We start from the raw sequence: 20922 nt of genomic DNA on the forward strand, positions 1-20922 counted from the left end.
ACGGGTCTGTCTGGTCCGTCCGGTCTGCTTCGTCTGTCCGGGGTCTGGTTGGTCGGTCCGGGCTGTGTTGCCTGTCTGTGGGTTTGGCTCGCTCGGTCTGTCCGGTCGTTCTGTGTGTCTGGTCCGTCCGGGCTGCTCGGGTCGTCCGGCCTGTCCTGGGGGACTGGTCCGGGCGGTTGGTCTGCCTCGCTTGCTCGGTCGGGTGCGTTCTGTTCGTGCGGCGCGCTCGGTCTGCTCGGTCTGTCCGGCTTGCTTGGTTTGTTCGGCCCGCTTGGTTCGTCGCCGCGTGTGACCCCGGGGGGAGGGGGCATCCGGGTCGGCGACTGGGTGGCGGCCGGCAGTGTTTGAGTCTGCCTTCGCGTCGGTGGGCAGTGCGTGGCTGAACTGCGTCGAGGGCCGGTTCGCGGTCCTGCGCTGTTTCGCTCGTGACGGTACCGGCCGCGCCGGTCATGGGGGGTAGGGCAGCGTGATCCGCTGCTGCGTCATCTGGTGGAGCGAGCATGCTGTCGATGAACGGCGGTGTGAGGTCGTGGAATGGCTCCGTGGGGTTGTCGGCAGGGTGAATGGTGCCTGACGTGGCTCCGGGTTGGTGGAGTCGGCGCTCGGGCCCGCGTGCACGCTCCCTTCGTTCTCTTCGTGCCGGGCCGGGGGTTGGAGCCGGGTGGGGGGCCGGTGTCAGGTGCCGTGGGGTTGTCATCGGCGGTGCAGTGCGTGGGGGCCGGCTTTGCGGTTCGTGTTCGGCAGGTGCGTCCCGCCTCGGGACACCGGTACGGCCCTGGAGCTGTGTGCCGTCGATCAGCTGCCATCGAGGCCGGTACGGGCGCCTGGCTCCGCCCGGCACTCCTCGGCGGCAACGGCAACGGTGACGGCGGCTCCGGCACTGCTCACCGCTTGTCCGTGGGATCTCCCCGCCCCGTGGACCGTGATCATTCACAGCCTGGGACCTGCCGGGTCTGCTGCCGGCGGCTGTCGCCGGGGGGCGTTCAGGTGGGTGCTGGTTGTGGCGGGTACGGCCGTCTGGCGTGCCGCGTGCCGCGTGCCGCGTGTCCGGCCGGCCGGTCGGTCGGCGCCGGTGGGTGTTGTCGTAGCGGTGCCGGGGCCGGGGCCGGGTGTGGGTGGGGGTGTGGGGTGGTTTCGACTCGCGGGGGGTGGGGGGTTGTGTTGATGTTGGAGGGAAGGTGGTCTTTCGTACTCGTTGGACGGCGTGATGCCTGTGATCCGGCTGACTTGTTCCGTACGGGGTGGCTGCCGGTTGTGTGCCGGTGGTGTGCTGGGTGGTGTGTTGCTTGCGGGTGGGCTGGTGGCCTGTGGTGGCACGGGTGGTTCTGGTGGGGCGGTGTCCGGTACTCCGCGTACGCCGAATGTTTCGTCTTTCTCCGGTACGCCGCCGTCGGCGCTGGCGTCCTCGGCTTCCGCGGCGGTCAGCTCGGCGCGGGCCTCGGCGTCGGCGGCGGCTTCCTCGGCTTCGGCCCGTGCTTCGCAGTTCGAGGCGTCCGTGGATGCGGCGACCCGGCGCAGGAGCGAGGTGGCGCGGAAGGAACTCGAGGGTGTCCCGGGGCGCGGCAACGCTGTGTCGGAGGTTGCTTTGACGGGTGTTCCGCGTGCTGAGAGCGGTGGTGTGCCCGCGGTGTTGGTGACCATCACGAACAAGACTTCCGGCAAGGCGTCTTACGCCGTGCGGGTCGATTTCAAGAACTCCGCCGGCAAGGTGGTCGAGACGCGTTACGTCGGTGCGGAGAACCTCGCGCCGGGCAGGAAGGCACAGCCCATCGCGTTCAGTCACCACCCGTCGGAGCCGAAGCTGACACCGGTGCTGGCCCAGGCCCAGCGCTACTGACCCCCGCCCGCACCCGTCCTCCCCGCCCGCCCCACCCTGCCGCGCCCGCCATACCCGCCCCCGGCCCTGCCCTTCCCTTCTGCTTCCCGCGCGGTTTTGTGCCGTGCCGGTCTGTGCGGACTCGCCCTGCGTGGGTGTCCGCTCGGCTCCCGGCAGGCAGGCAGGCGGGCAGGCGGGGGCGGGGCCGGGTGGGCTGGCCTGGAGCGGGGCCTGTGGTGCGTGGCGTTAAGGGCGGGCAGAGTCCGGGGTGCGGCGCCCGGCGGTGCCTGTCGTGCCGTAGCGCCCGCTGTGCCTGTCGTGTCCGCCGCCTGCCGCCTGCCGCCTGCCGCCTGCCGCCTGCCGCCTGCCGTCCGGTGCCGGTGGTGGTGGGCTGGTGTGGTGGGGGTGTGTCTGGGGGGTTGTTCCCGGGTGGGGCGGGGTGTGTGGGGTGTGGTCTTTCGTGGTGGGTGGGGGGTGGGCATGCTGGCGGGATGCGTTTTTCTGTGAACGTGCCCAATTTCGGTGCTTCGCCGATCCGCGGAATGTCGCGGCTGTGGCGGTTGCTGCTGAACAGGCGGGCTGGGACGGGCTGTTCGTCTGGGATCATGTGCTGCACCGTTTTCATCAGGGCCGTCCGTTCGGTGACTGCTGGATGCTGCTGACCGCGGCGGCGCTGGTGACTTCCCGGATCCGGCTGGGTGCTCTGCTGACGCCGGTTCCCCGCTACCGTCCCCAGCAGCTCGCCCGTCAGGTGGCCACGTCGGACCAGCTGACCGGTGGCCGTGTCGTCTTCGCCGCGGGTCTGGGGGGCCCGGTCGAGGACGAGTACCGCAGTTTCGGTGATCTGGCCGGGCCGCGGGTTCTGGCGGAGCGGCTTGATGAGGGGCTTGAGGTGCTCGGGCGTCTGTGGTCCGGTGAGCGGGTCGACCACCACGGGCGGCATTACCGGGTCGAGGACGTCACGCTGCTGCCCGCGACGGTGCAGCGGCCGGGCCCGCCGGTGTGGATCGGCGGGTTCTGGCCGCGCCGGGCTCCGATGCGGCGGGCGGCGCGGTGGGACGGTGCGGTGCCGTTGTTCGAGACGGCGCGGCACGGTCAGGTCCCGGACGTGGCCGACGTACGCGACCTCGCGGGCTATCTGCGCAGGCATCGCGCCCGTGATGCGGGGCGCCGGCCCTTCGAGTTCGTGCTCGGCGGTGTCACGCCCGCGCAGCCGGCCAGGGCCCGGGACGTGATCGGCCCCCTGCACGATGCGGGCGCCACCTGGTGGGACGAGCGGCAGTTGCAGACGGACCCCGACCTGGTCAGCATGCCGGCGGTCATGCGCCGTATCGAGGCGGGCCCGCCGGTGCTCTGAAGCAGCCCGCAGCCCGCAGCCCGCGGCCCGCGCGGCCTGCGCGGCCTGCGGCAGGCGGCGGCGGGGGAGGGGTAGCGCGGGGGGAAGGGTGCCGCGGCCGGGGTTCGGGCCCGCCCGCGGCACCCCGCCCCCCTTTTTCCCGGGGGGAGGGAAACTCACCAGAGCATGCCTCGGGTGCCCCGCCGTCCGGCCGGCAGACGGGGCCGCACGGGTGATCCCGCGCCCGCACCCCCCTTCCCCGCCCCGTCGGGCCCCGTCGAGCCCCCGTAGGGCGGCGGCGGCCCGCGTATCCCCTCCCTCTCGCCGCGCTGCTCCTGTGCGGGGGAGCCGGACCGCCGTGATGCTGTACGGCCAGCGGCCAGTCTGCAGGGTGTGCGGGTGGCGGTGGGGGAGGGGTCGTCTGGGCTGGTGGTGGGTGGGGGTTTTCAGTGGGTGGGGTGGTTGCGGCTGAGTGTGTGCAGGGTGGCGAGGCTGCGCAGGAATGCTTCCCGGTCGGCGGCGGGGAGGTGGCCGAGCAGGCGTTCCTCGCCGTCCTGGACGGCGGTCCGGACGGTGTCGCGCAGCCGGCGGCCTTCGGGGGTGAGGGAGAGCAGGCGGGCGCGGCGGTCCGCGGGGTCGGGGCGGCGCAGGACCAGTCCGCGGGCCTGGAGGTCGTCGAGCACGGTGATGAGCCGGGTCTTGTCGGCGCCGATGGCCTCGGCCAGCGCGCTCTGGGTGCGCAGGGGCCGGTCCTCCAGGTGGGACAGCACCGCATACCCCCACATGCTCAGCCCGTGCTGGTCCAGTACCGGCTGTTCGGCGGCCATCAGGGCACGGCCCAGCGGCACGATCAGCGCGGCGAGGTCGGGGCGGGGCCCGTTCCCGGTGGCGGCGTTCATGCCAGTGAAGCTACCCGTTGACACAATCGTACGCGCACATAGATCGTAAGCATATGCCTACTATAGTGAGGTCGTCCTGGACGGCCGGCCCCGACCACGGCTACGGCGGCTCGGTCCTGGTCAGCGTCACCGACTTCCGCCTCGACCGTGCCAGGGACCTGCCGCACGTCCACCGGGCGGCCCGGCGGCTCGCCGCGCACTGGCCCGAGCTTCCCGGAGCGCAGGGCATGTGGCTGTGGGCCCGTCCCGCCGCCCGCCGCTGCGGCGCGGTGGCGGTCTGGCGCGACGAGGGGGCCCTGCACCACTTCGTCGCCTGGCCGCCGCACGTCGCGATCATGCGCGCCTACCGGGGCAGGGGCACCCTGGCCTCCACCACCTGGCACTCGGACACCTTCGACCCGGACGCCACCTGGGCCCGCGCCCGCGAGCACCTCCTCACCACCCACCCCCGCCCCTGAACCCCCACCCCAGCCCGACGCCCCGACGCCCCGACGCCTCAACCCCCGCCTTCCTCAGCCGCGTCGCGGCCTCAAGAGCAGCCGCCCCACCCGTCCCGGCCCGACTCGATCCGGCCCGACTCGATCCGGCCCGACTCGATCCGGTCCGGGTCGGGTCGGTTCGGTCTGTGCGCGGTGGGGGGCGGTCGGTGGGCGCCGGCCCGGCGCGGTCCCTTACGCCGTACCGGGCCCGCGCACCGGGCCGGTGCGGGACGTGGCGGGTGCCGGGGCGCGCCGCCCCGCCCGCCTCGAACGGTCAGACGATCACGTGATCGGGTGTCCGAGGCAACGGCGCTGTCCGGCCGCCGCCGGCGCGGTGTTCGGCGGTGGCCGGACGGCGCCACGTGCCCGAGGGGCAGGAAGACCGGGCCCGGGTAAGAGCCCGGCGCGGCACCCAGTGTCCGCAGACACTGTTGCGTACCGCCGGGACGGTGCCCGCGCCCCGCGCCCCCTGCTCTTGGCCCTGGGTTCGCGCCCGGCCTCACGATCCCTGCCCGCGCCTTGCGCTCCGGGCCCCGCGCTTCGCACTCCGAACCCCGGCGCCTCGCACTCCGGGCCCTGTGCTCGCGCCCCTGGCCCCGCGCCTCGCACTCCGGGCTCCTGCGCCTCGCGCTCCGGGCCCCGTGCCCGCACTCCGGGCTCCCGGTGTCCGGGGGCCCTGTGTTCTGGGCTCGGGGTTGCGGGGTCGGGGGTGGTGTGGTGTTCGGTCAGGGTGGGGTGCGGTCGTCGAGGGGGATGTCCAGGCGGTCGGCCACTTCGGTCAGGGTTGTGCCCAGGGGGAGGGTGATCCGGGTCAGGGCGTGCCGGTCGCCCCGGGTCGGGTCGCGGTTGACGATCAGTACCGGTTTCTCCTCCCGGGCCGCCTGGCGGACGAAGCGGAGTCCGGACATGACCGTCAGCGAGGAGCCCAGGACCAGCAGCGAGGACGCCCGGGTCACCAGTGCGCGGCAGTGTTCGACGCGTTGCGGGGGGACGGCTTCGCCGAAGAACACCACGTCGGGTTTGAGGATGCCGCCGCAGAGCGTGCAGGGCAGCACGTGGAAGTCCCCGACCTGTTCGTCGGTGAGGTCGGCGTCGCCGTCCGGGTTGATCCCGGTGGCCACCGGTGCGAAGCCGGTGTTGGCCTCCTCCAGCCGCCGGGCCAGCTCACGGCGCGGGCTGAGCGTGCCGCAGGAAAGACAGACCACCCGCTCCAGGCTCCCGTGGAGCTCCACCGTGTCCCGGCTGCCGGCGGCCTGGTGCAGCCCGTCGACGTTCTGCGTGATCACCCCCGTGAGCAGCCCCTGCCGGCCGAACGCGGCCACGGCCCGGTGCCCGGCGTTGGGACGGGCCCGGCCGAAGGTGCGCCAGCCCAGGTGGCTGCGCGCCCAGTACCGGCGCCGGGCCTGGGCACTGGCGGTGAAGTCCTGGTAGGTCATCGGGGTGTGCCGGCTCAGGCTCCCGCCCTCGCTGCGGTAGTCCGGGATCCCCGACTCCGTGGACAGGCCCGCCCCGCTGAGCACCAGGACCCCGCCGGCGCCCAGTGCCTCGGCGACCGGCCCGGGATCCGTGGTGCCCGGCGGGAGGTCCTCGTCCGGGATCCAGCTCAACGTGGGGCGCATGCGCATGCCGCCAGGGTACGGAAAACCCCACCGCTCCCACGGACGGGCAGCCCCCCACAGCCCCCGGGGACGCGACAGACCCCCAGGGCGGGGGAGAGGAGGGGATGGCAGCCCCCGGGGGGGGCGGGGAGGCGAGGGGGGATGCGGGCCCGGACGTGCCGGGGCGGCCAGGCGGTCCCCGCTGCCGCGTCCCCCCGGCCCCGGGCTTGTGGGGCGGGGGCGTTCCGCCTCAGCCTCTGCCCGCCCGCGCTCTCACCGCTCCCGCGCTCTCACCGCTCCCGCGCTCTCACCGCTCCCGCGCTCACCGTTCCTGTGGGGTCACCGTTCCTGTGGGGTGCTGTCGGTGTCGGGTCGGGTGGTGGCGGGGGGTTGGAAGCAGGCGGTGACGTCCTTGCCGCGTGGGCAGTGGCGGGCCTGCCAGCCGTCGGCGACGGCGTCGACCAGGAACAGGCCGCGTCCTCCCAGGGCGCCGTCCTGGGCCTGGCGCTGTTCGGGCAGGCGGGTCGAGGAGTCGTGCACGGTCACGTGCAGGCAGTCCTCGTCCCAGGCCAGGATGAGCTGGGCGGCGCTGCGGGCGTGCACGTGGGCGTTGGTGACCAGTTCGGACACTGCCAGTACGACCGAGTCCACCAGGTCCGGTGCCCGGCGTTCCCAGCCGAGACCGGCCAGGTGCTCGCGTGTCCAGTCCCGGGCGGCCTTCACCCCGCTGCTGATCGGCAGCGAGCACGCCCACCCCACGGCCCTCAGTGATGAGTCCTGCGCCACGGTTTCTCCTCCAGCCGACCACGGTCCTCTTCCCGTCTGCCCGGCAAGCGGCGGTCCCAACATGCCCCGAAGACCGAGTTCTTCCCTGTTCTTCCCTGTTCTTCCGTGCGAGGCCTCATCCGTGCGGGTCAGGGCCCCGCCCCGGTGCGCCGGCCGTCCCGGGCGGGGCGGGGCGGTTGCGCCGTACGAGGGAGCCGTTCAGGGCCGTGGCGAACAGGCACCACGCCGTATACGGCAGCAGCGCCGCGGCCGCGTGCGGGTCCACCCGTGTGGTGCGGCGCAGGAGTTCGGCGTTGCCGAGGTCGAGCAGCACCGTGCCGGCCAGAGCCGCCCGGGGGCTGCGCAGCCGGAAGAACAGCCGGTTCCACGCCGCGTTCAGGGCCAGGTCGGCCGCCAGGGCCGCGGCCAGGCGGGTGCGCTCACCCCGGCCGCTTGCCCGGGACAGCGCCCGGCCGCCGGCGTAGGCGAGCGTCGCGTACAGCGGGGTCCACACGGCGCCGAACACCCAGGGCGGCGGCTGCCAGGCGGGCTTGCGCAGCGACCTGTACCAGGCGCTGTCGGCGTCGACGGCCCGCGCCCCGGCCACGGCCGCCACGGCCACCGCCGCACCACTGGCACCGAAACACAGCCACGGCCGCGGCCCCGGACGGCCCGATGCACCTTTCCCGACATCCCTCATGCCCCTGCGGTTTCCCCGGCCGTGCCCCTCCTACCGCCCGCCCCCGCCTACGGGGGAGGGCAAGCCCTGCCCACGGACACGCCCCGCACCCCACCACCCCCGCCGCACCCCGCCGTCCCGCACCCCGCCGTCCCGCACCCCGACCTCCCCGCGCGCTCGCCGTTCCCGCGCGCTGCCGTTGCCTGCGGGCGCGGTCGTTCGGCCGGAGCCCCGCAGAACCGTCCGCAGAGCCGTCCGGCGCGCAGGCGAGGCGCCTTCCACCGCCACACCCTCCGCACCCTCCGCAACGGGGCCGGGCCCCGGCCGGACGTTCCCGGCCGGGGCCCTTTCCCGCTCCTGCGGCGGCCGCGGACGCGGACGGGCCGCCTGCGTCGGCGCCCGCCGGAAACGACCGGCACCCCCATCCCACGGCCGGTGCCCTGTCCGCGTCCCTTCACGGGAGCGGCGACAGCGACAGCTCCGGTGACATCCCGCAGCCGCAGCCGCAGCCGCAGCCGCAGCCGCAGTGGCAGTCGCAGCCGTCGTGACGGCGGCCGCGGCGCCCGCAGGGCCGCGACCGGAACAGGAACCGGGCCGGGGGAGGGGCGGTGTGTCGGGGGTGGGGGGCGTTTCGTTGGCGGTGTGGCCTCAGCCGGTCTGCCGTACGGCGTGCAGGGTGCCGTCGAGGGTGCCTTCCTGCTGCTCGTAGTGGGACAGCGCGAGGCCCAGGCCGATGAAGGTGGGCGCCCACTCGCCGACGAAGATGCCCCAGCGGTCGGCGCGTTCGAGCCCGGCCTTCTCGGCTTTCAGGCTGGCGGCCCAGGAGGCGAAGCTCAGGCCGATGGAGGCCAGGCCGGCGATGTAGGCGTGTTCGCTGCGGATGCCCAGGTCGTGCAGTTTCTTGATCACCATGGGGCGGTCTCCGTTTCTGTAGGGGGCGCCTGTCCGAAGTAGCCATTCCCCCTTCGCATTATTCGCCCCTTTTAGATGTATTTCTCCTGCTGGTTCACCGGCCGTCCGCTCCCACCGGGCCGGCCGTGGGGGCCCCGGCCGGCTCCTGCGCTGCCACGATGCGCTCCACCGCCGCCGTCACCAGGCGTTCGCGTTCCGCCTCGGTGAAGACCTCCGGCAGGGTGAGCTGCTCGACGATCAGCCAGTTCAGGGTCAGGATGAGCAGCTTGACGGCCAGGGCGTCACCGGGCAGGCCGGACGCCTCGTGGTAGGCGACGTTGGCGTCGATGTCGGCCCGCACCCGCTCGGTGAGCACCCGGCGCAGCTCCGGCCGGCGGGTGGCCTCCAGGCGCAGTTCCAGCAGCGCGAGGTACCCGGTGCGGAAAGCGGCGACACGGCCCACCAGCTCGCGCATCAGCCCGGCGTAGGCCTCCCGGTCCCGGCCGGCCGCCCGCTGGCGGGCGACCACGGCCTCCTCGGGCCGCAGCCGCTCGTAGACCCGGGCACCCGCCTGGGTGAGCAGTTCGTCGCGGCCGGCGAAGTAGTTGGACGCCGTCCCCACCGGCACGGCGGCCTCGGCGTCCACCGCCCGGAAGGTCAGACCCCGCGCGCCCTCCCTGGCCAGCACCTCGATCGCCGCGTCGACGAGGGCCGCGCGCCGCTGGTCGTTCCGTCTCACCATCAAAAACCACTCCAGATGCAGTACTACGCCCGGAACACTTCAGGCAGAGTACTGCGTACTGCGTACTGCGTACGAGACGAGGCCGAGGCGGAACGCCCCGCCGCCCGCCGCCCGCCGCCCCCCCGGGGGACGCCGCAGACCGGCCGGACCCCAGGCGCCCCCCCGCGGCCCCCCCAACAACCCGAGGAGCCCTCCGCCATCCCCGCCACCCCCCGGCACCCGCCACCTCTCCTCCAGGAGGCCGGGGGTGCCGTCGGCGGGGTGCGGGCGGGCGGGCTGTCAGCGCCAGGGATCGAGGGCGTGCTTGCCGTGGGTGCGGCCCGCCTCGAGTTCCCGCAGCACCCGCGCCCCCTCGGCCAGGGGATGCACCTCGGGACTGCCCGGCGGATACACCCCCTGGGCGATGAGGGCCTCGATCTCCGTGAGCAGCGATCGGTGGAGAGCGGGTGCCGCGGCTGCCAGCGCGCCGATGTGCAGGCCCTTGACCTGGACCGGGTGGGTGAAGACGAGGTCGTGCGTGCTCAGCGTGGCGTCGCCGGACGCGGCGCCGAACACCACGATGCGTCCCGTGAAGGGCCGGGTGACCGCCAGGCTGGCCTCGAACGTGGCCCGGCCCACCGATTCCAGGACCAGGTCGACCCCGCCGCCCAGACGGGCGATCTCCCCGGCCAGATCGGGGTGCCGGCCGTCCAGCACCGTATCGGCGCCCAGCGCCTTCACATGCTCGTGCTTGGCCGGGGACGCCGTGGCGATCACACGCGCCCCGTAGTGACGGGCGAGGCGGACGGCGGCCTGCCCCACGCCGCCGGCCGCGGCATGCACGAGGACCACCTCACCCGCCTTCACCTCACCCAGCGGCTTGAGAGCCGCCAGAGCGGTGGCCCAGTTCAGCACCAGACCCAGGGCCGCGGCGTCGCTCCAGCCGGCCGGCACGGGCAGCACCCCCGCCGCCGGCATCGTCATGTACTGCGCGAACGCACCCGGCCCGGTCCCCACGACGTGGGTGCCGCACGGAAGCGGGCAGGCCACGCCCGGGCCGGCCCCCACGATCTCGCCGGCGGCCTCGAACCCCGCCACGTACGACGCTCGCGGCCCGCCCGCGTAGGTGCCGTGCGCCTGCATGACGTCGGCGAAGTTGACCCCGGCGGCCCCGACGCGGACCAGGTACTCGCCGGGCCCCGGGACAGGGCGGCGGTGACCGGTCGTCAGGGCCAGGTCCCGCGGTCCGCGGTGCGAGCGCTGGATCAGAGCCCGTACCGTCCCTACCGCCGGCCCGGTGGTGTGCTGCTGCTCGTCGGTGTCCATGGCGGCGACCGTAGAGCCCTGACACTTGCGTCAAGGGCAAGGGCAAGGGCAAGGGCGGGGCGGGGGAGGCGACGGCGGTCACCGTGCGGTGCGGCGGGCCTGGCGGAGGTAGGTGTCCAGTGCCGCCTGCTGGGCGCTGAGAACGGCGATGCGGGCAGCGAGCCGGTCGCGATGACTCTCCACCTCGTGCAGGAACCGCGCACCGACCGCGCCGGTGTCAGCGCCGGGTTGGTCGTCCGGGCCCGGCAGGACCTCCCTGATCAGCCGCACCGGGAGCCCGGACCGCAGCAGCGAGCGGATGACGAGCACCCGGTCGATCGTGGAGGGGCAGTAGTCGCGGAACCCGTTGCCGAAACGGCCCGGGACGATCAGCCCCTCGTTCTCGTAGTGCCGCAACGACCTCGCACTCACACCGCTGGCCTTCGAAGCCTCACCGATCCTCATACCCGCCCCCAACACCCCCCGCCACCGCGCGCTTCCCCCTCCCGCCCACCACCACGGCGAAAGCCCCCCCCGCCCAAAGCCCCACACCCCCACACCCCCACACCCTCACATCCCCGAGGCCCCTTTCCCCAGGTCCCTTTCCGGCGCCGGCGCCGGCGACTCCGCATCCCGCCGTCCGCGGTCAGTCGTTCTCGCGCAGGCTCCGCCAGATCCGGGTGCGGTGCAGGATGTAGAGGGAGGCCACCAGCACCAGGGCCTGCAGGCCCACGGCGAGCAGCCAGAACTCGTCCCTGCTCTCCAGCCTGTTCGTCAGGAACGTGAAGTTCATGCCGAAGAACCCGGTCAGGAACGACAGCGGCAGGAAGACCACCGACACGATCGCCAGCCGGTTGATCACACCGTTCTGCTCCCCGGCGATCAGCGACGAGTAACTGGCGAACGCCCGGCGGGTGGCCTCCTGCAAGGACTCGATGTCCGCCAGCACCAGCCGCCCGCTGGTCTGGAACTCCCGGGCGAAACGCTGCCGCTCCTCGGGAAAGGTGGGACTGGTCATCCGCCGCGTGAGGACCTGGTCGGTCACCTCCAAAAAGGGCCGCAGCGAGTGGTGCAGCAGCGCGGAACGGCGCCGCAGCTGCGCCAGCCGGTAGACCTGCTCGGGACGGCGCTCCTCGAACATGCCGTCCTCCAGCTCCTCGCTCTCCAGCAGCGCCGCCACCGCGGCCCGCCGGAAAGTACCCAGCGCCTCCCCGAGCAGCAGGAAGAGCACGGCCACCGGGTCCGGGGGCCGCTCGTGCAGCAGCGCCTCGGTCAGGGACCGCGCCAGATCGGCCCGGTCCCGGTGCACCGTCACCAGGAACCGCTCGGTCACCACCGCGTGGATGTGGACGATCCGCTCCTCGTGGACCACCGGCACGACCAGCCCCGTGCCCTCCTTGCGGTACTCCGCCCGCGGCGGCTCACCCGCCCTGCCGAACCAGCCCAGACGCTCGGCATCCAGCCCCAGCTGCGCCGCGACCGAATCCCCCCGCGGCCCCCGCCCCCACCCCACCTCCGGCTCCCCCTCCTGTTCGCGGGCCCCGGCCCGCACCTCGGACCGCGTCTCCGGCGGCAGTTCGACATCGACGAGCACGAAACGGTCCGTGGCCAGCCGCGCCCGCGCGCCCGCCGCATCCGTACGGGTGACGTCCACCTGAGGCATCGACACCACCATGACGTCCATCACCCCACACCCCTCACCCCGCGCCGCGCGTCCCGAGTCCGGCTCCCAGCCTTCGCGCCCTCCCGCGCCCCCGCACGCGCAGACACGCGTGTGCCCCGCCACACGCCCCGAACGGATGACACCCCCACCCACACCGGCGGGAGGGGAAAACGAGCGGACACCCGCACCCGCACAAGCAGGCCGGCGTCCGGGTACCGCGCAGCACTCCCGGCGGGCGCCGCCGCCCCCAACACCCGCACCGCAGCCGGAACATGCCCCGCCACGGCGCCGTCCGCACCGCCCGAACCCAACCCGCGGCGACGCACCCCGCACCCCGCACCCGGCACCCCGCACCCCGCACCCGGCACCCCGCACCCGGCACCCCGCACCCGGCACCCGGAGACGAGGTGCACGCCGGGCGGCCCACCGGGGGAAAGGCGCTCGACCAGCGGGACCACGATGGCGGCCCCCGACGGTGCCGCCCCTCCAGGCGCCGTACTCCACGCAGCCCGGCCCCGCCCGCGCGCACCGGCGGCCCGTCCCGGCCCCGCCCGCGCGCACCGGCGGCCCGTCCCGGCCCCGCCCGCGCGCACCGGCAGCCAGCCCCGGCCCCGCCCGCCACCGCATCCAACGGCCGTGCCCGCACGCCCCGGCCGCAACCAAACCGCGACCGCGCCCGGGGTCCGGTAGCCCGCCCTGCGCACGCGACAGCACCAGGGCGCCCGAAGCACTCGACGGCACCCCCGACCAACCCCCACTGGCGACCGCCCCGCCCCGCCCAGCCCCCGTCCTCCTCGGCGCCCCCGCCTCCGACCCTGCCCGCATCCCCGCGGACACGTGTCAAAGCCCCGAGGACCGGAGAACCCGAGAACTCAGGGAGCCGGGGGCTCACAGACCGGGCACGCGGGGACCCGAGGGCTCAGAGACCCGGAGACCCGGGGACCCGAAGACCCAGGAAGCCGGTATCCGAAGGGCCGATACCCCCCCCGGAGCCGGAGCCGGAGCCGGAGCCGGAGCCGGGACCGGAGCCGAAGCCGAAGCCGGGACCGGTACCGCGGCCGGGCCCGGAGGCCGGGGCCCGGGGGCCCGTACCGCCGGCTACCGGGCCGGATGCGCGTCGGCCGTGTCCCCTGCCGGGGCCGGCCCCGCGGCGGTGGTGGTCTTCTTCAGGCGGTCCAGTACCTCCCGTTCCGACGGTTGCAGGGGCGGGTCGAAGGACGGGGTGAGGTAGGGGCCGGTCAGGGCCGCCAGGAGCGCCTTGGGGCGCAGCACGCGGGCGGGGGAGGCGTTGAGGCTGGTGACGTCCCACAGGGCCGCCGCCGCGTCGAAGGAACCGGTCGCGGCCCGGGTCAGGCGGCGCGTGTACCAGGCGGCGAGGCGGTCGGCGCGGGCCGGTTCGCCGCCGCTCACCCCCGGGTAGAGCACGTCCATGCCGACGGCGGCGGACCACGCCGCCTCGACGTGGCGTGCGGCGCCCTGCTGGACGCGCCGGGCCAGTCCCGGATCGCCCGGGCCGGCGCGGCGCACCTCCCGGGCCAGGACCCGGGCGCCCAGGGCGGCCACGGACATGCCCTGCCCGTAGGCGGGGTTGAACGTCGCCAGCGCGTCGCCGAGCGTGACGAACCGTTCGGGCCAGCGGGCGCAGCGCTCCAGGTAGCGGCGGGCGTTGCTGGTGCTGCGGCCGCGGCTGACGACGACGTCGGTGAGGGGCTCGGCGCCGCGGATGAGGTGGCCGACGACCGGGTGCGGCAGGCTCAGCACGTAGTCGAGGAACCCCGCCGCGTCGGCGGGGGGCTCGCCGCCGCGGGAACCGGCGGCACTGACCATCCACCGGCCGCCCTCGATCGGCAGGACCATGGCGCTGCGCGCGGGCCGCCCGCTGTAGGGGTCGGCCTGCACCAGGGTCAGCGGGAACGATTCAGCACCCGCCGGCACACGGTAGATCCGGGTGGCGTTGGTGAGCCCGGAGTCGACCTTGCGCTCCTGCACGCCGCCGACGCCGATCCCCTCCAGCCACGCCAGGCTGTGGGAGCCCCGGCCGCTGGCGTCGACGACGAAGTCCGCCTCCAGCTCACCGCCCCCGGGCGGCCGTACCCCGCCGAGGCGCACCCCCCGCACCCGCCCCGCGTCCCCGAGGAGCCCCTCCACGCCGGCGCGGTGGACGACGACGTCGGCACCCGAGTCCAGCAGCGCACCGCGCAGCACCCACTCCAGCAGGGCACGCGTGCAGGTGATCATCCGGGGCCCCTCACCCCGCCACCGGTGGAACCAGCCGCTGTCGGGGGAGAGGGCCAGCATGCCGTGGCCGAGCGCGATCTCGTGCGCCCCGGCCCCCAGCAGACGCTCGCGCACCCCCACCGCCAGCAGATCCTCCATGGCGGCCAGGCCGCCGGCCATGAGCAGATGGGCGTGCCGGCCCTGCGGGACACCACGCCGGTCCGCGGGCCCCTCGGGCAGCTCGTCCCGTTCGACGAGGTGCACCCGCATCGCCGGTTCGGCGCGCGACAGCGCCGCTGCGGCGAGCAGCCCGGCCACGCCGGCTCCGATCACGACGGCTTCGTGTGACAACTGGCTCTCCTTGTGACGGTCATGAGACGGCCTCACTGGCTTCCCACCTGCTCCGGCGCCGCCCGCTGCAGGCGGCGCACGACATGGGCCAGCTCGACCAGGTCGATGGTGACGCGGAACTTCTCCGGCGGATCGGCCGGAGAACCGCCGCGGCCCGACGCACGACGGATCCCGTCGATGATCATCGCCTTCTCCGAGGCGGCACGGGCCCGCTCCTGCCGCTCGCCGCGCTCGACGGCGGCCGCGTACGTGGTGTGCCCGACACGCTGGTCGAAGTACGCCGTCAGCTGCAGCAGCGCATCGCGGATGTTCGCCTCCAGCAGATACAGCCGGCTGCTCGGCAGCTGCCACCACAGCTGCCACCACGTCGGCTCCGCGACCGGCGGCGCCGCCGCGACGTCCTTGACCGCCAGCCACAGCGGCCGCAGCGCACGGTAGGTCGCCAGACTCTGCCGCTCGGTGGCGGCCGCCGACGCCAGCCGGGGCAGCACGAACCCCACCGAGTAGATCAGCGCGCCCAGCGCGGCGGCCGGCGGGGCGACGGTGGTCGACAGGAAGTCCAGGTCGTAACCGAGCCAGCGGGCGGCGACCGCGGTGACCTTCGCGAGCGTGAAACCCAGGGCGTCCAGCAGCAGCCCGGCCAGGATCAGCCGCAGCCCCAGCCGCAGCAGCCCGGTCACCTCGTCACGGGCCCACTTCAGACACACCGCGCTCAGCACGATGGTGCTCGCCAGATGCCCCATCAGATAGAGAGCGATCATCTCCCGCATGAACGGCGTGTTCGCGTAGTACGTGTCCAGGTCGGTCAACCGCTCCGCAGGCGCGTCCGCCAGGCAGAACAGCGCGACGATGGCGAGGATCAGCGTGCCGTAAACGGCGACCGCGATCCGCGTCATCCGCCGGATCTCCTCCTGCGGCCCACCCCTCCAGTGGATCAGCAGAATGATCAGCGAACAGCTCAGCGCCGAGATCGAGCCGTACGTCAGCGGGGCACCGATGTTGGGCACACCGATGGCACGGTTGACGGCCGCCAGCGTCGTCGGAGCGGCCCAGAAGAAACACACCGCCCCGTTGAACGCGGTGGCACGGGTGGCGACGGACAACGGCGAACGCGACGCCCGTCCCGGCCGGCGCAGCAGCACAGCGGCCAGCACCAGAAGGAAAGACGCCATGTAGACGACAAGACTCATCTTCCGTCGACTCCGTTCAGCTCCACCGGCCGGGTGTGGACGTATCGTGCACCGCACACCCCGCTCACACCGAACGCGCCTTCGCCGGCCCCGGCCCGGCCACCCGCACCTCACCCCCGCCCCTGCGCACCGCGTCGGCGATCAGCACCAGCGACGCCGCGTCCCGCGGATGCGACAGCCGCACCGGCACGCCGGCCGGCTCCACGGCACACTCCCCGCAGCGCCGCACCGCCGCCGCGATCGTCACCGCCCATGCCGCCGCACGCGCCCTCGACCAGTCACCCGTCCTGCGCAGCTCCGCATCATGCGTCTTCGCGAAGAGCACCTCGTCGTAGAGCGTCTCGATCGCCAGCAGACCGTTGTGGACGGTGCTCCACCGCCACGTGCCCCACAGCAACGGCGAACGCGGCCGCTCCACCCGCAGCGCACGCTCCGTCAATACCGGATCCAGCACGGCGTCCAGTGGCGCCAGCCGGAAGAAGTCCCGCCACGCCGACAGATGATGACCCGCCATCGGCAGCAGCACACCCGTCACGGTCAGCAGCGCACCCAGACCCGCGCACAGCGGCGGCACCGAGGTGCCCAGCACCTCCCAGTCCCGGCCCGCCCACCGCGCACCGACCGCCACCAGCTTGGAGACGCTGTAACCGGAACTGAGGACCGTACCCGCCCCGATCGTCAGCAGACTCGCCCGCAGCCAGGGCCGCCTGCGCACCTCCGCCTCGAACGCCCAGCGCAGCGACCACACCGCACTGACACTCACCGCCGTCAGATGCGCCACCAGATACAGCACCACCATCGCCGCGATCCACGGCGTGGTGGCGTAATAGGTGTCGAAATCACTGCGCCGCTCCTCACCGGCCTCCCCCAGCGCGAACAGAGCCGCCACACCCGCCAGGACCACCGCATACCCGCACACCCAGACCCGCGTCGTACGGCGCAGCGCCGGACCCCCGCGCCAGCAGGCGATCAGGATCAGCAGCGCCGCACCATAGGCGGTGATCGACCCGTACGTCAGCGGCGCGGCCAGATTGGCGACCCCGCTGACATCGTTGATCACCCGCACCGAGGCCGGCGCCCCCAGCAGGAAGCACACCAGCCCCAGCGCCAGCACCGCGTTGATCGCCCGCAGCGAGGGATCACGCCAGTGCCGCACCAGATCCGGCAGCTTCACCAGCAGGGCCACCGCCAGCAACGCACTGCTCAGATAGTTGACCGACCCGATCACGTACGTTTCCCCCGGTAGTTGAGAGCATCCGCGATACGGCGGGCCGTCTCGCCGCTGAGCACGTCCCGCTCCATCAGCGCCCGCATCTCCTGCCCGATCCGGATCCCGAACAACTCGGCCTCCTTCTCGGGATCCTCGTCGAACCGCGACCGCGCCGCGGCCGGCTGCGCCCCGTGCGCGTGCGCCGACTCCAGCGCCTCCCACGCCCCGCCCGCCAACTGCTCCGGCGAGAAACCGTCCTTCTGCCGCATGTGCCACAGCTCGTGACCGAAGATCTGCGCCTGGTGCCAGACCTCCGCGTCCTGCTCGATGATGACGTCGTCGCGGTCCACCCGCTCCAGCCACATCCCCGTCGCCCTGAACTCACGCGGAATGTGCACCCGGTGCACCACCAGCCGGCGCTCACCGCGCCACCGGCCCGCCGACTCCACCAGCGCCTCGAACAACTCCTCCGCACTCGCCGCCCGCGACCCCTGCCCGCCCGCCGCACCCAGCCGCTGGCGCACCGGAGCGATCAGCGTCTCGGCGAACTGCCGCATCTGCCGGTCGCGTTCACGTAACCTCTGCCACCGGCGCAACCGGGTCACCCCGTACACCGCCCGCCCCGACACCGGCCCGCCAAGCCCCGCCCGCAACCCGCAACCCGCCCCGGCCGGCCCCCGCCGCCCGGCCCGCACCACAGCCCACCGCACCCGACGCTCACCGCGCACGCTCCCCGGCACCCCGACCGCCGGCCCCGCCGGCCCCGCCGTCCTCGACGGGCCGCGTGACCGCCTCCGCCCACTGCGCCATCGCCCGCACCCCGCTGGGCGAGAGCAGCCCCCGCGCGGCCAGCCGCAGGATCTCCGGCGTCCGCAACTGCCCCAGCGGATCCGACCTCACCTCCAGCTCCCGCACATGCCGCTGCAACGCCTCGTCCAGCGCCTCGGGCTCGTCGGCGAAGAAGAACCCCGGCGGCAGCACGAAGAAACGCCGCAGCCGGTCCGCGGACTCCAGACTGGGCATGCCCTTCCTGCGCCACTCGCTCATCGTCTGCCGCGTCACCCCCGCCGCCGCGGCGATCTCCTCCAGGGTGTACCGCTTGCCGTCCTCACGCCGGCGCGTCTCACGCAGGAAGTCCAGCCGCCGCCGCACGCGTTCGGCCACCGACGACTCCTCAGCCCGGCCCCCCGCCAGCAGCGCCCCCACCACCGCCTCGGCGATCCCCGTCTCGTACGACAGCTCCCGCACGTCCAGCACGTCCGTCAACCGCACACACCCGCAGGCATGCCGGATACGCTCCAAGGTTCCGGCCAGTCTTGCGTAGGCGTCATCTGCTGCCACCGGGATTCTCCTGGGCGCGTCGCTGATCTGGGGTGGGACTCACCGCGAGCGTATCCGCCCCACCCCGGCCGGTCGACAGTGTCGGGAAAACCTGCACGGCAACGCAGATTCGGTTGACGTCATCCGGCGCGCGGTAGCAGGACCGCCACCCAGGCGACCCACCCCGCCGGCCCCGCCATCTGCGCTGGCCCCGCCGTCCCCGCCGGCCCCGCCGGACGGACGGCACCACAGGCCCGTAAGGTGACCGGCCACGGCCTCAAGGGCCGTCCCGGCCCGGCCGCCGGGGCAGGGGTGCCGCCGTGACCACACGCCCGCGGCCCACCGCCCACTCGGCCCGCGGCCGTCCCGCACACCCCGCCGCCCCGCCCACCCCGCCGTCCCCCGGCCCCGGTCCGCTCCCGGGCCCCGGTCCGCGCCCGGTCGCGGGCCGGACCGTGCGGGTCCGGCGCGGCGGTGTGCCGGTGCCGGCCGCGTTCACGGGGCACGCCGGGCCGCGCGGTAGGCGGCGATCAGTGCTGTGAGCTGCCGGTTGAACCCCTCGGCCTCCTCCAGGGCCGCGTCCGGCAGCGGATCGTCGGCGCGGCAGCCGGGAGCGGGCTGCCCGCCGAGGTGCCCGCACAGCGCGTCCAGGCGGTCCAGGAGCGCGGCGCGGCGGGCCTGTTCGGCGGTCAGCGACCGCAGCCAGGCGTAGCGTTCCACGGCCGCGTCGGGGCGCGGGGGCAGGGTGCGGCGCAGGCTGTCGGCGCGCGCGGTCAGGGTGTTGAGCACCGGCGGGCGCAGCACCGCGACCAGTGCTTCCCGAGCGGCGTCCACGGTGGTCGGCGTCATGGGCCCACGGTCGCAGGGGGCACTGACAACGCCGTGCGCCCCGCGCCCCGCGTCAGCCGTCCGGGCGCGCCACCAGGTGCACTCGGCGCAGCCGCCCCGAAGAAAGCCACCTCGGTAGTGCGCCGCCTCGGTGGGGAACAGCCTCCGTGGGGAGCGGCCCCGGCCGGAAGGGGCACCGCACGGACGGGCACCGCCCCGCCCCGCCGCGAGAACCCGCCCCGCCGCAGGACCGCCCGGCCGGCCCCACGGCGCCCGCACCCCGCACCTTCTGCGGCGGGCAGCTCAGGCGGCGCGGCGCCGGTGACGTCCTCGGCATCGGCGTCTCCGCCGAGATGGCCGCCGTCGCCCGCGAGTTCGAGTGCCGTGACCCGCTGGGCGTGCGCTACGAGGCCGGGGACGTGGCCGAACCGCCGCCCTTCGGGCAGCGCTTCGGCATCGCCCTGGCCGCGCAGTGCCTCAACTGTGCCCCCGGCATCGCGGTGATGGAACGGATGTGCTGTGCCGTCCACGAGGGGCTGGTGCCGGGCGGCGAACGGTGAACCGTTCGTGTTGGGCCAGAAGCCCGACTACCGGTTCGACTGCCCGTCCCTGGACAGCTACGGGTTCCGCTGCGAGCCGACCGGCCGGCAGGGGGCCGCTGGGCCGCCGCAGCGGCGGCCCGGCGGCGAGGGAAGGAACCGGGGGAGGAGCGGGGGGAGAGAAGCGGAAGGCGCGGTGGCCCCGGCCCCGGTCGCGGCCCGCAAGCCGGGCGGCGGCCGCCGGAGCGTCTCCGGGACCGCCGTCCGCCGGAGCGTCCCCGGGGCCGTGGGCCGCCGAGGGGGGGGCTCGGCATGCCCCGCCGGGGGGTTCAGGCGGCCATGGCCGGGCCGGTCCGGCGCGCGGACCGCAGCCGCTCCAGCAGGGCGTCGGCGTCGACGAGGGCCTGCTCCACCGACGCGGCACCGGTCAGCGCGCACAGCCGGGCGGAGGTGTCCTGCAGCTCCCGGCTCGACAGGCCGGTGGGCTGCAGGTCATGGCGGAAACGGGCCTCGGCGAAGTGGGCCAGCAGGACACGCAGTTCCTTCTCCGCAGGAAGCAGCACAGCGTCAACCTCTCTCGCACAGGGGGCCCGTCGCATCCGGCGCACGGCATCCGTGGAGCGCGCATCCGCCGGGTGGCCCTCCGGAGGAGCGTCTGCCCCCGACCGGCCACCGTATGCCCCCGCCGGGCGGATCCCGTCCGGTGACGGCGCCGGGCGGGCCGTGTCACCCCTGCGGGTTCAGCTCCGCGTACACCAGTTCCACCAGCTCCCGGGCCGCGGGGCTGCGGGCGTCACCGCCGACCTCGTAGTAGCCGCCCAGGGTGGCGATCACGTCGTCGCAGGCGGCGTCGTACACGTGGGCGGCGTCCTGCCGCTCCTTGGAGGTCGTGGGGTCGGGGATCTGCCACCACCACACCCTGTCGCGGATCTCCTCCTTCGACAGCGGTCCCGCCAGGACGATGTCCCGGCCCTGGACCTTTCCCGTGATCCTTGCGGAGCTGTTCGCCTCGGCACTCACGCCTCGCGTCCCCCTTCTTTTCCGTCCGGCTGGGGGCGCCCTCGGTGGGCGCCCCGGTCACGGCAGCGGATACCCGCCCGCACGCCCCGTGCCAC

Annotated in this window: 20 protein-coding genes and 1 pseudogene; 4 read left to right on the plus strand and 17 right to left on the minus strand. The window is 74.4% G+C overall.

From position 1 onward, the window contains the following. Positions 1-1336 precede the first annotated feature (1336 nt). Positions 1337-1837, plus strand: a complete 501-nt coding sequence (locus ACZ4K2_RS24545; RefSeq protein WP_467475671.1) for a hypothetical protein — start codon at positions 1337-1339, stop codon at positions 1835-1837. 470 nt (positions 1838-2307) lie between these two features. After that, positions 2308-3173, plus strand: a pseudogene (locus tag ACZ4K2_RS24550) (LLM class flavin-dependent oxidoreductase). A gap of 425 nt (positions 3174-3598) precedes the next feature. Here the strand turns inward: ACZ4K2_RS24550 and ACZ4K2_RS24555 are convergent. Continuing rightward, a complete protein-coding gene (locus tag ACZ4K2_RS24555; RefSeq protein ID WP_467475670.1) occupies positions 3599-4051 on the minus strand; it encodes a MarR family winged helix-turn-helix transcriptional regulator in 453 nt (150 codons plus the stop codon). Positions 4052-4104: 53 nt separating this feature from the next. Between ACZ4K2_RS24555 and ACZ4K2_RS24560 the strand changes: the two genes are divergently transcribed. Then, the gene (locus ACZ4K2_RS24560; protein WP_467475669.1) at positions 4105-4509 is read left to right on the plus strand and encodes a hypothetical protein; all 405 of its coding nucleotides are present in this window, start codon (positions 4105-4107) and stop codon (positions 4507-4509) included. Positions 4510-5255: 746 nt separating this feature from the next. On the opposite strand, the gene ACZ4K2_RS24565 is transcribed toward ACZ4K2_RS24560, so the two are convergent. From ACZ4K2_RS24565 to ACZ4K2_RS24630, 14 genes are all read right to left on the minus strand, one after another. Then, positions 5256-6155 (minus strand): NAD-dependent protein deacetylase, encoded by a 900-nt coding sequence (locus tag ACZ4K2_RS24565; RefSeq protein ID WP_467475668.1) that lies wholly within the window; start codon positions 6153-6155, stop codon positions 5256-5258. A gap of 312 nt (positions 6156-6467) precedes the next feature. Further along, the gene (locus ACZ4K2_RS24570; RefSeq protein WP_467475667.1) at positions 6468-6914 is read right to left on the minus strand and encodes an ATP-binding protein; all 447 of its coding nucleotides are present in this window, start codon (positions 6912-6914) and stop codon (positions 6468-6470) included. Positions 6915-7029: 115 nt separating this feature from the next. Then, the gene (locus tag ACZ4K2_RS24575; RefSeq protein WP_467475666.1) at positions 7030-7515 is read right to left on the minus strand and encodes a TspO/MBR family protein; all 486 of its coding nucleotides are present in this window, start codon (positions 7513-7515) and stop codon (positions 7030-7032) included. Between the two features lie 705 nt (positions 7516-8220). After that, complete coding sequence (locus ACZ4K2_RS24580; protein ID WP_467475665.1) at positions 8221-8484, minus strand: hypothetical protein; 264 nt, start codon at positions 8482-8484, stop codon at positions 8221-8223. 94 nt (positions 8485-8578) lie between these two features. Beyond that, positions 8579-9205 carry a TetR/AcrR family transcriptional regulator gene (locus ACZ4K2_RS24585; protein ID WP_467475664.1) on the minus strand — a complete coding sequence of 209 codons (627 nt, stop codon included), beginning with the start codon at positions 9203-9205 and terminating at the stop codon, positions 8579-8581. 279 nt (positions 9206-9484) lie between these two features. Beyond that, on the minus strand, positions 9485-10510 hold the full coding sequence (locus ACZ4K2_RS24590) for a zinc-binding dehydrogenase (protein WP_467475663.1): 1026 nt from the start codon (positions 10508-10510) through the stop codon (positions 9485-9487). Between the two features lie 78 nt (positions 10511-10588). Next, positions 10589-10954: a MerR family transcriptional regulator gene (locus ACZ4K2_RS24595; protein ID WP_467475662.1), complete on the minus strand. Its 366-nt coding sequence runs from the start codon at positions 10952-10954 to the stop codon at positions 10589-10591. 181 nt (positions 10955-11135) lie between these two features. Continuing rightward, positions 11136-12152 (minus strand): magnesium transporter CorA family protein, encoded by a 1017-nt coding sequence (locus ACZ4K2_RS24600; RefSeq protein ID WP_467769968.1) that lies wholly within the window; start codon positions 12150-12152, stop codon positions 11136-11138. A gap of 1098 nt (positions 12153-13250) precedes the next feature. Next, on the minus strand, positions 13251-14720 hold the full coding sequence (locus ACZ4K2_RS24605) for an FAD-dependent oxidoreductase (RefSeq protein ID WP_467475660.1): 1470 nt from the start codon (positions 14718-14720) through the stop codon (positions 13251-13253). Positions 14721-14752: 32 nt separating this feature from the next. Then, complete coding sequence (locus tag ACZ4K2_RS24610; protein WP_467475659.1) at positions 14753-15910, minus strand: DUF6545 domain-containing protein; 1158 nt, start codon at positions 15908-15910, stop codon at positions 14753-14755. Positions 15911-15974: 64 nt separating this feature from the next. Then, positions 15975-17138, minus strand: a complete 1164-nt coding sequence (locus ACZ4K2_RS24615; protein ID WP_467475658.1) for an MAB_1171c family putative transporter — start codon at positions 17136-17138, stop codon at positions 15975-15977. Continuing rightward, positions 17135-17725, minus strand: coding sequence for a toxin (locus ACZ4K2_RS24620; RefSeq protein WP_467475657.1), 591 nt, complete (start codon positions 17723-17725; stop codon positions 17135-17137). The genes ACZ4K2_RS24615 and ACZ4K2_RS24620 overlap by 4 nt, the downstream gene beginning before the upstream one ends. A gap of 112 nt (positions 17726-17837) precedes the next feature. Further along, positions 17838-18392, minus strand: a complete 555-nt coding sequence (locus ACZ4K2_RS24625; protein ID WP_467475871.1) for a helix-turn-helix transcriptional regulator — start codon at positions 18390-18392, stop codon at positions 17838-17840. A gap of 543 nt (positions 18393-18935) precedes the next feature. After that, positions 18936-19289: a hypothetical protein gene (locus tag ACZ4K2_RS24630; protein ID WP_467475656.1), complete on the minus strand. Its 354-nt coding sequence runs from the start codon at positions 19287-19289 to the stop codon at positions 18936-18938. A gap of 146 nt (positions 19290-19435) precedes the next feature. On the opposite strand from ACZ4K2_RS24630, the gene ACZ4K2_RS24635 reads away from it, so the two are divergent. Continuing rightward, on the plus strand, positions 19436-19828 hold the full coding sequence (locus ACZ4K2_RS24635; RefSeq protein ID WP_467475655.1) for a class I SAM-dependent methyltransferase: 393 nt from the start codon (positions 19436-19438) through the stop codon (positions 19826-19828). A 308-nt stretch (positions 19829-20136) separates the two neighbouring features. On the opposite strand, the gene ACZ4K2_RS24640 is transcribed toward ACZ4K2_RS24635, so the two are convergent. Both ACZ4K2_RS24640 and ACZ4K2_RS24645 read right to left on the minus strand, forming a co-directional pair. Beyond that, positions 20137-20370, minus strand: coding sequence for a DUF5133 domain-containing protein (locus tag ACZ4K2_RS24640; RefSeq protein WP_467475654.1), 234 nt, complete (start codon positions 20368-20370; stop codon positions 20137-20139). 163 nt (positions 20371-20533) lie between these two features. Continuing rightward, positions 20534-20827, minus strand: coding sequence for a hypothetical protein (locus ACZ4K2_RS24645; RefSeq protein WP_467475653.1), 294 nt, complete (start codon positions 20825-20827; stop codon positions 20534-20536). Positions 20828-20922 lie beyond the last annotated feature (95 nt).

The organism is Streptomyces sp. NPDC025833 (assembly GCF_055558055.1).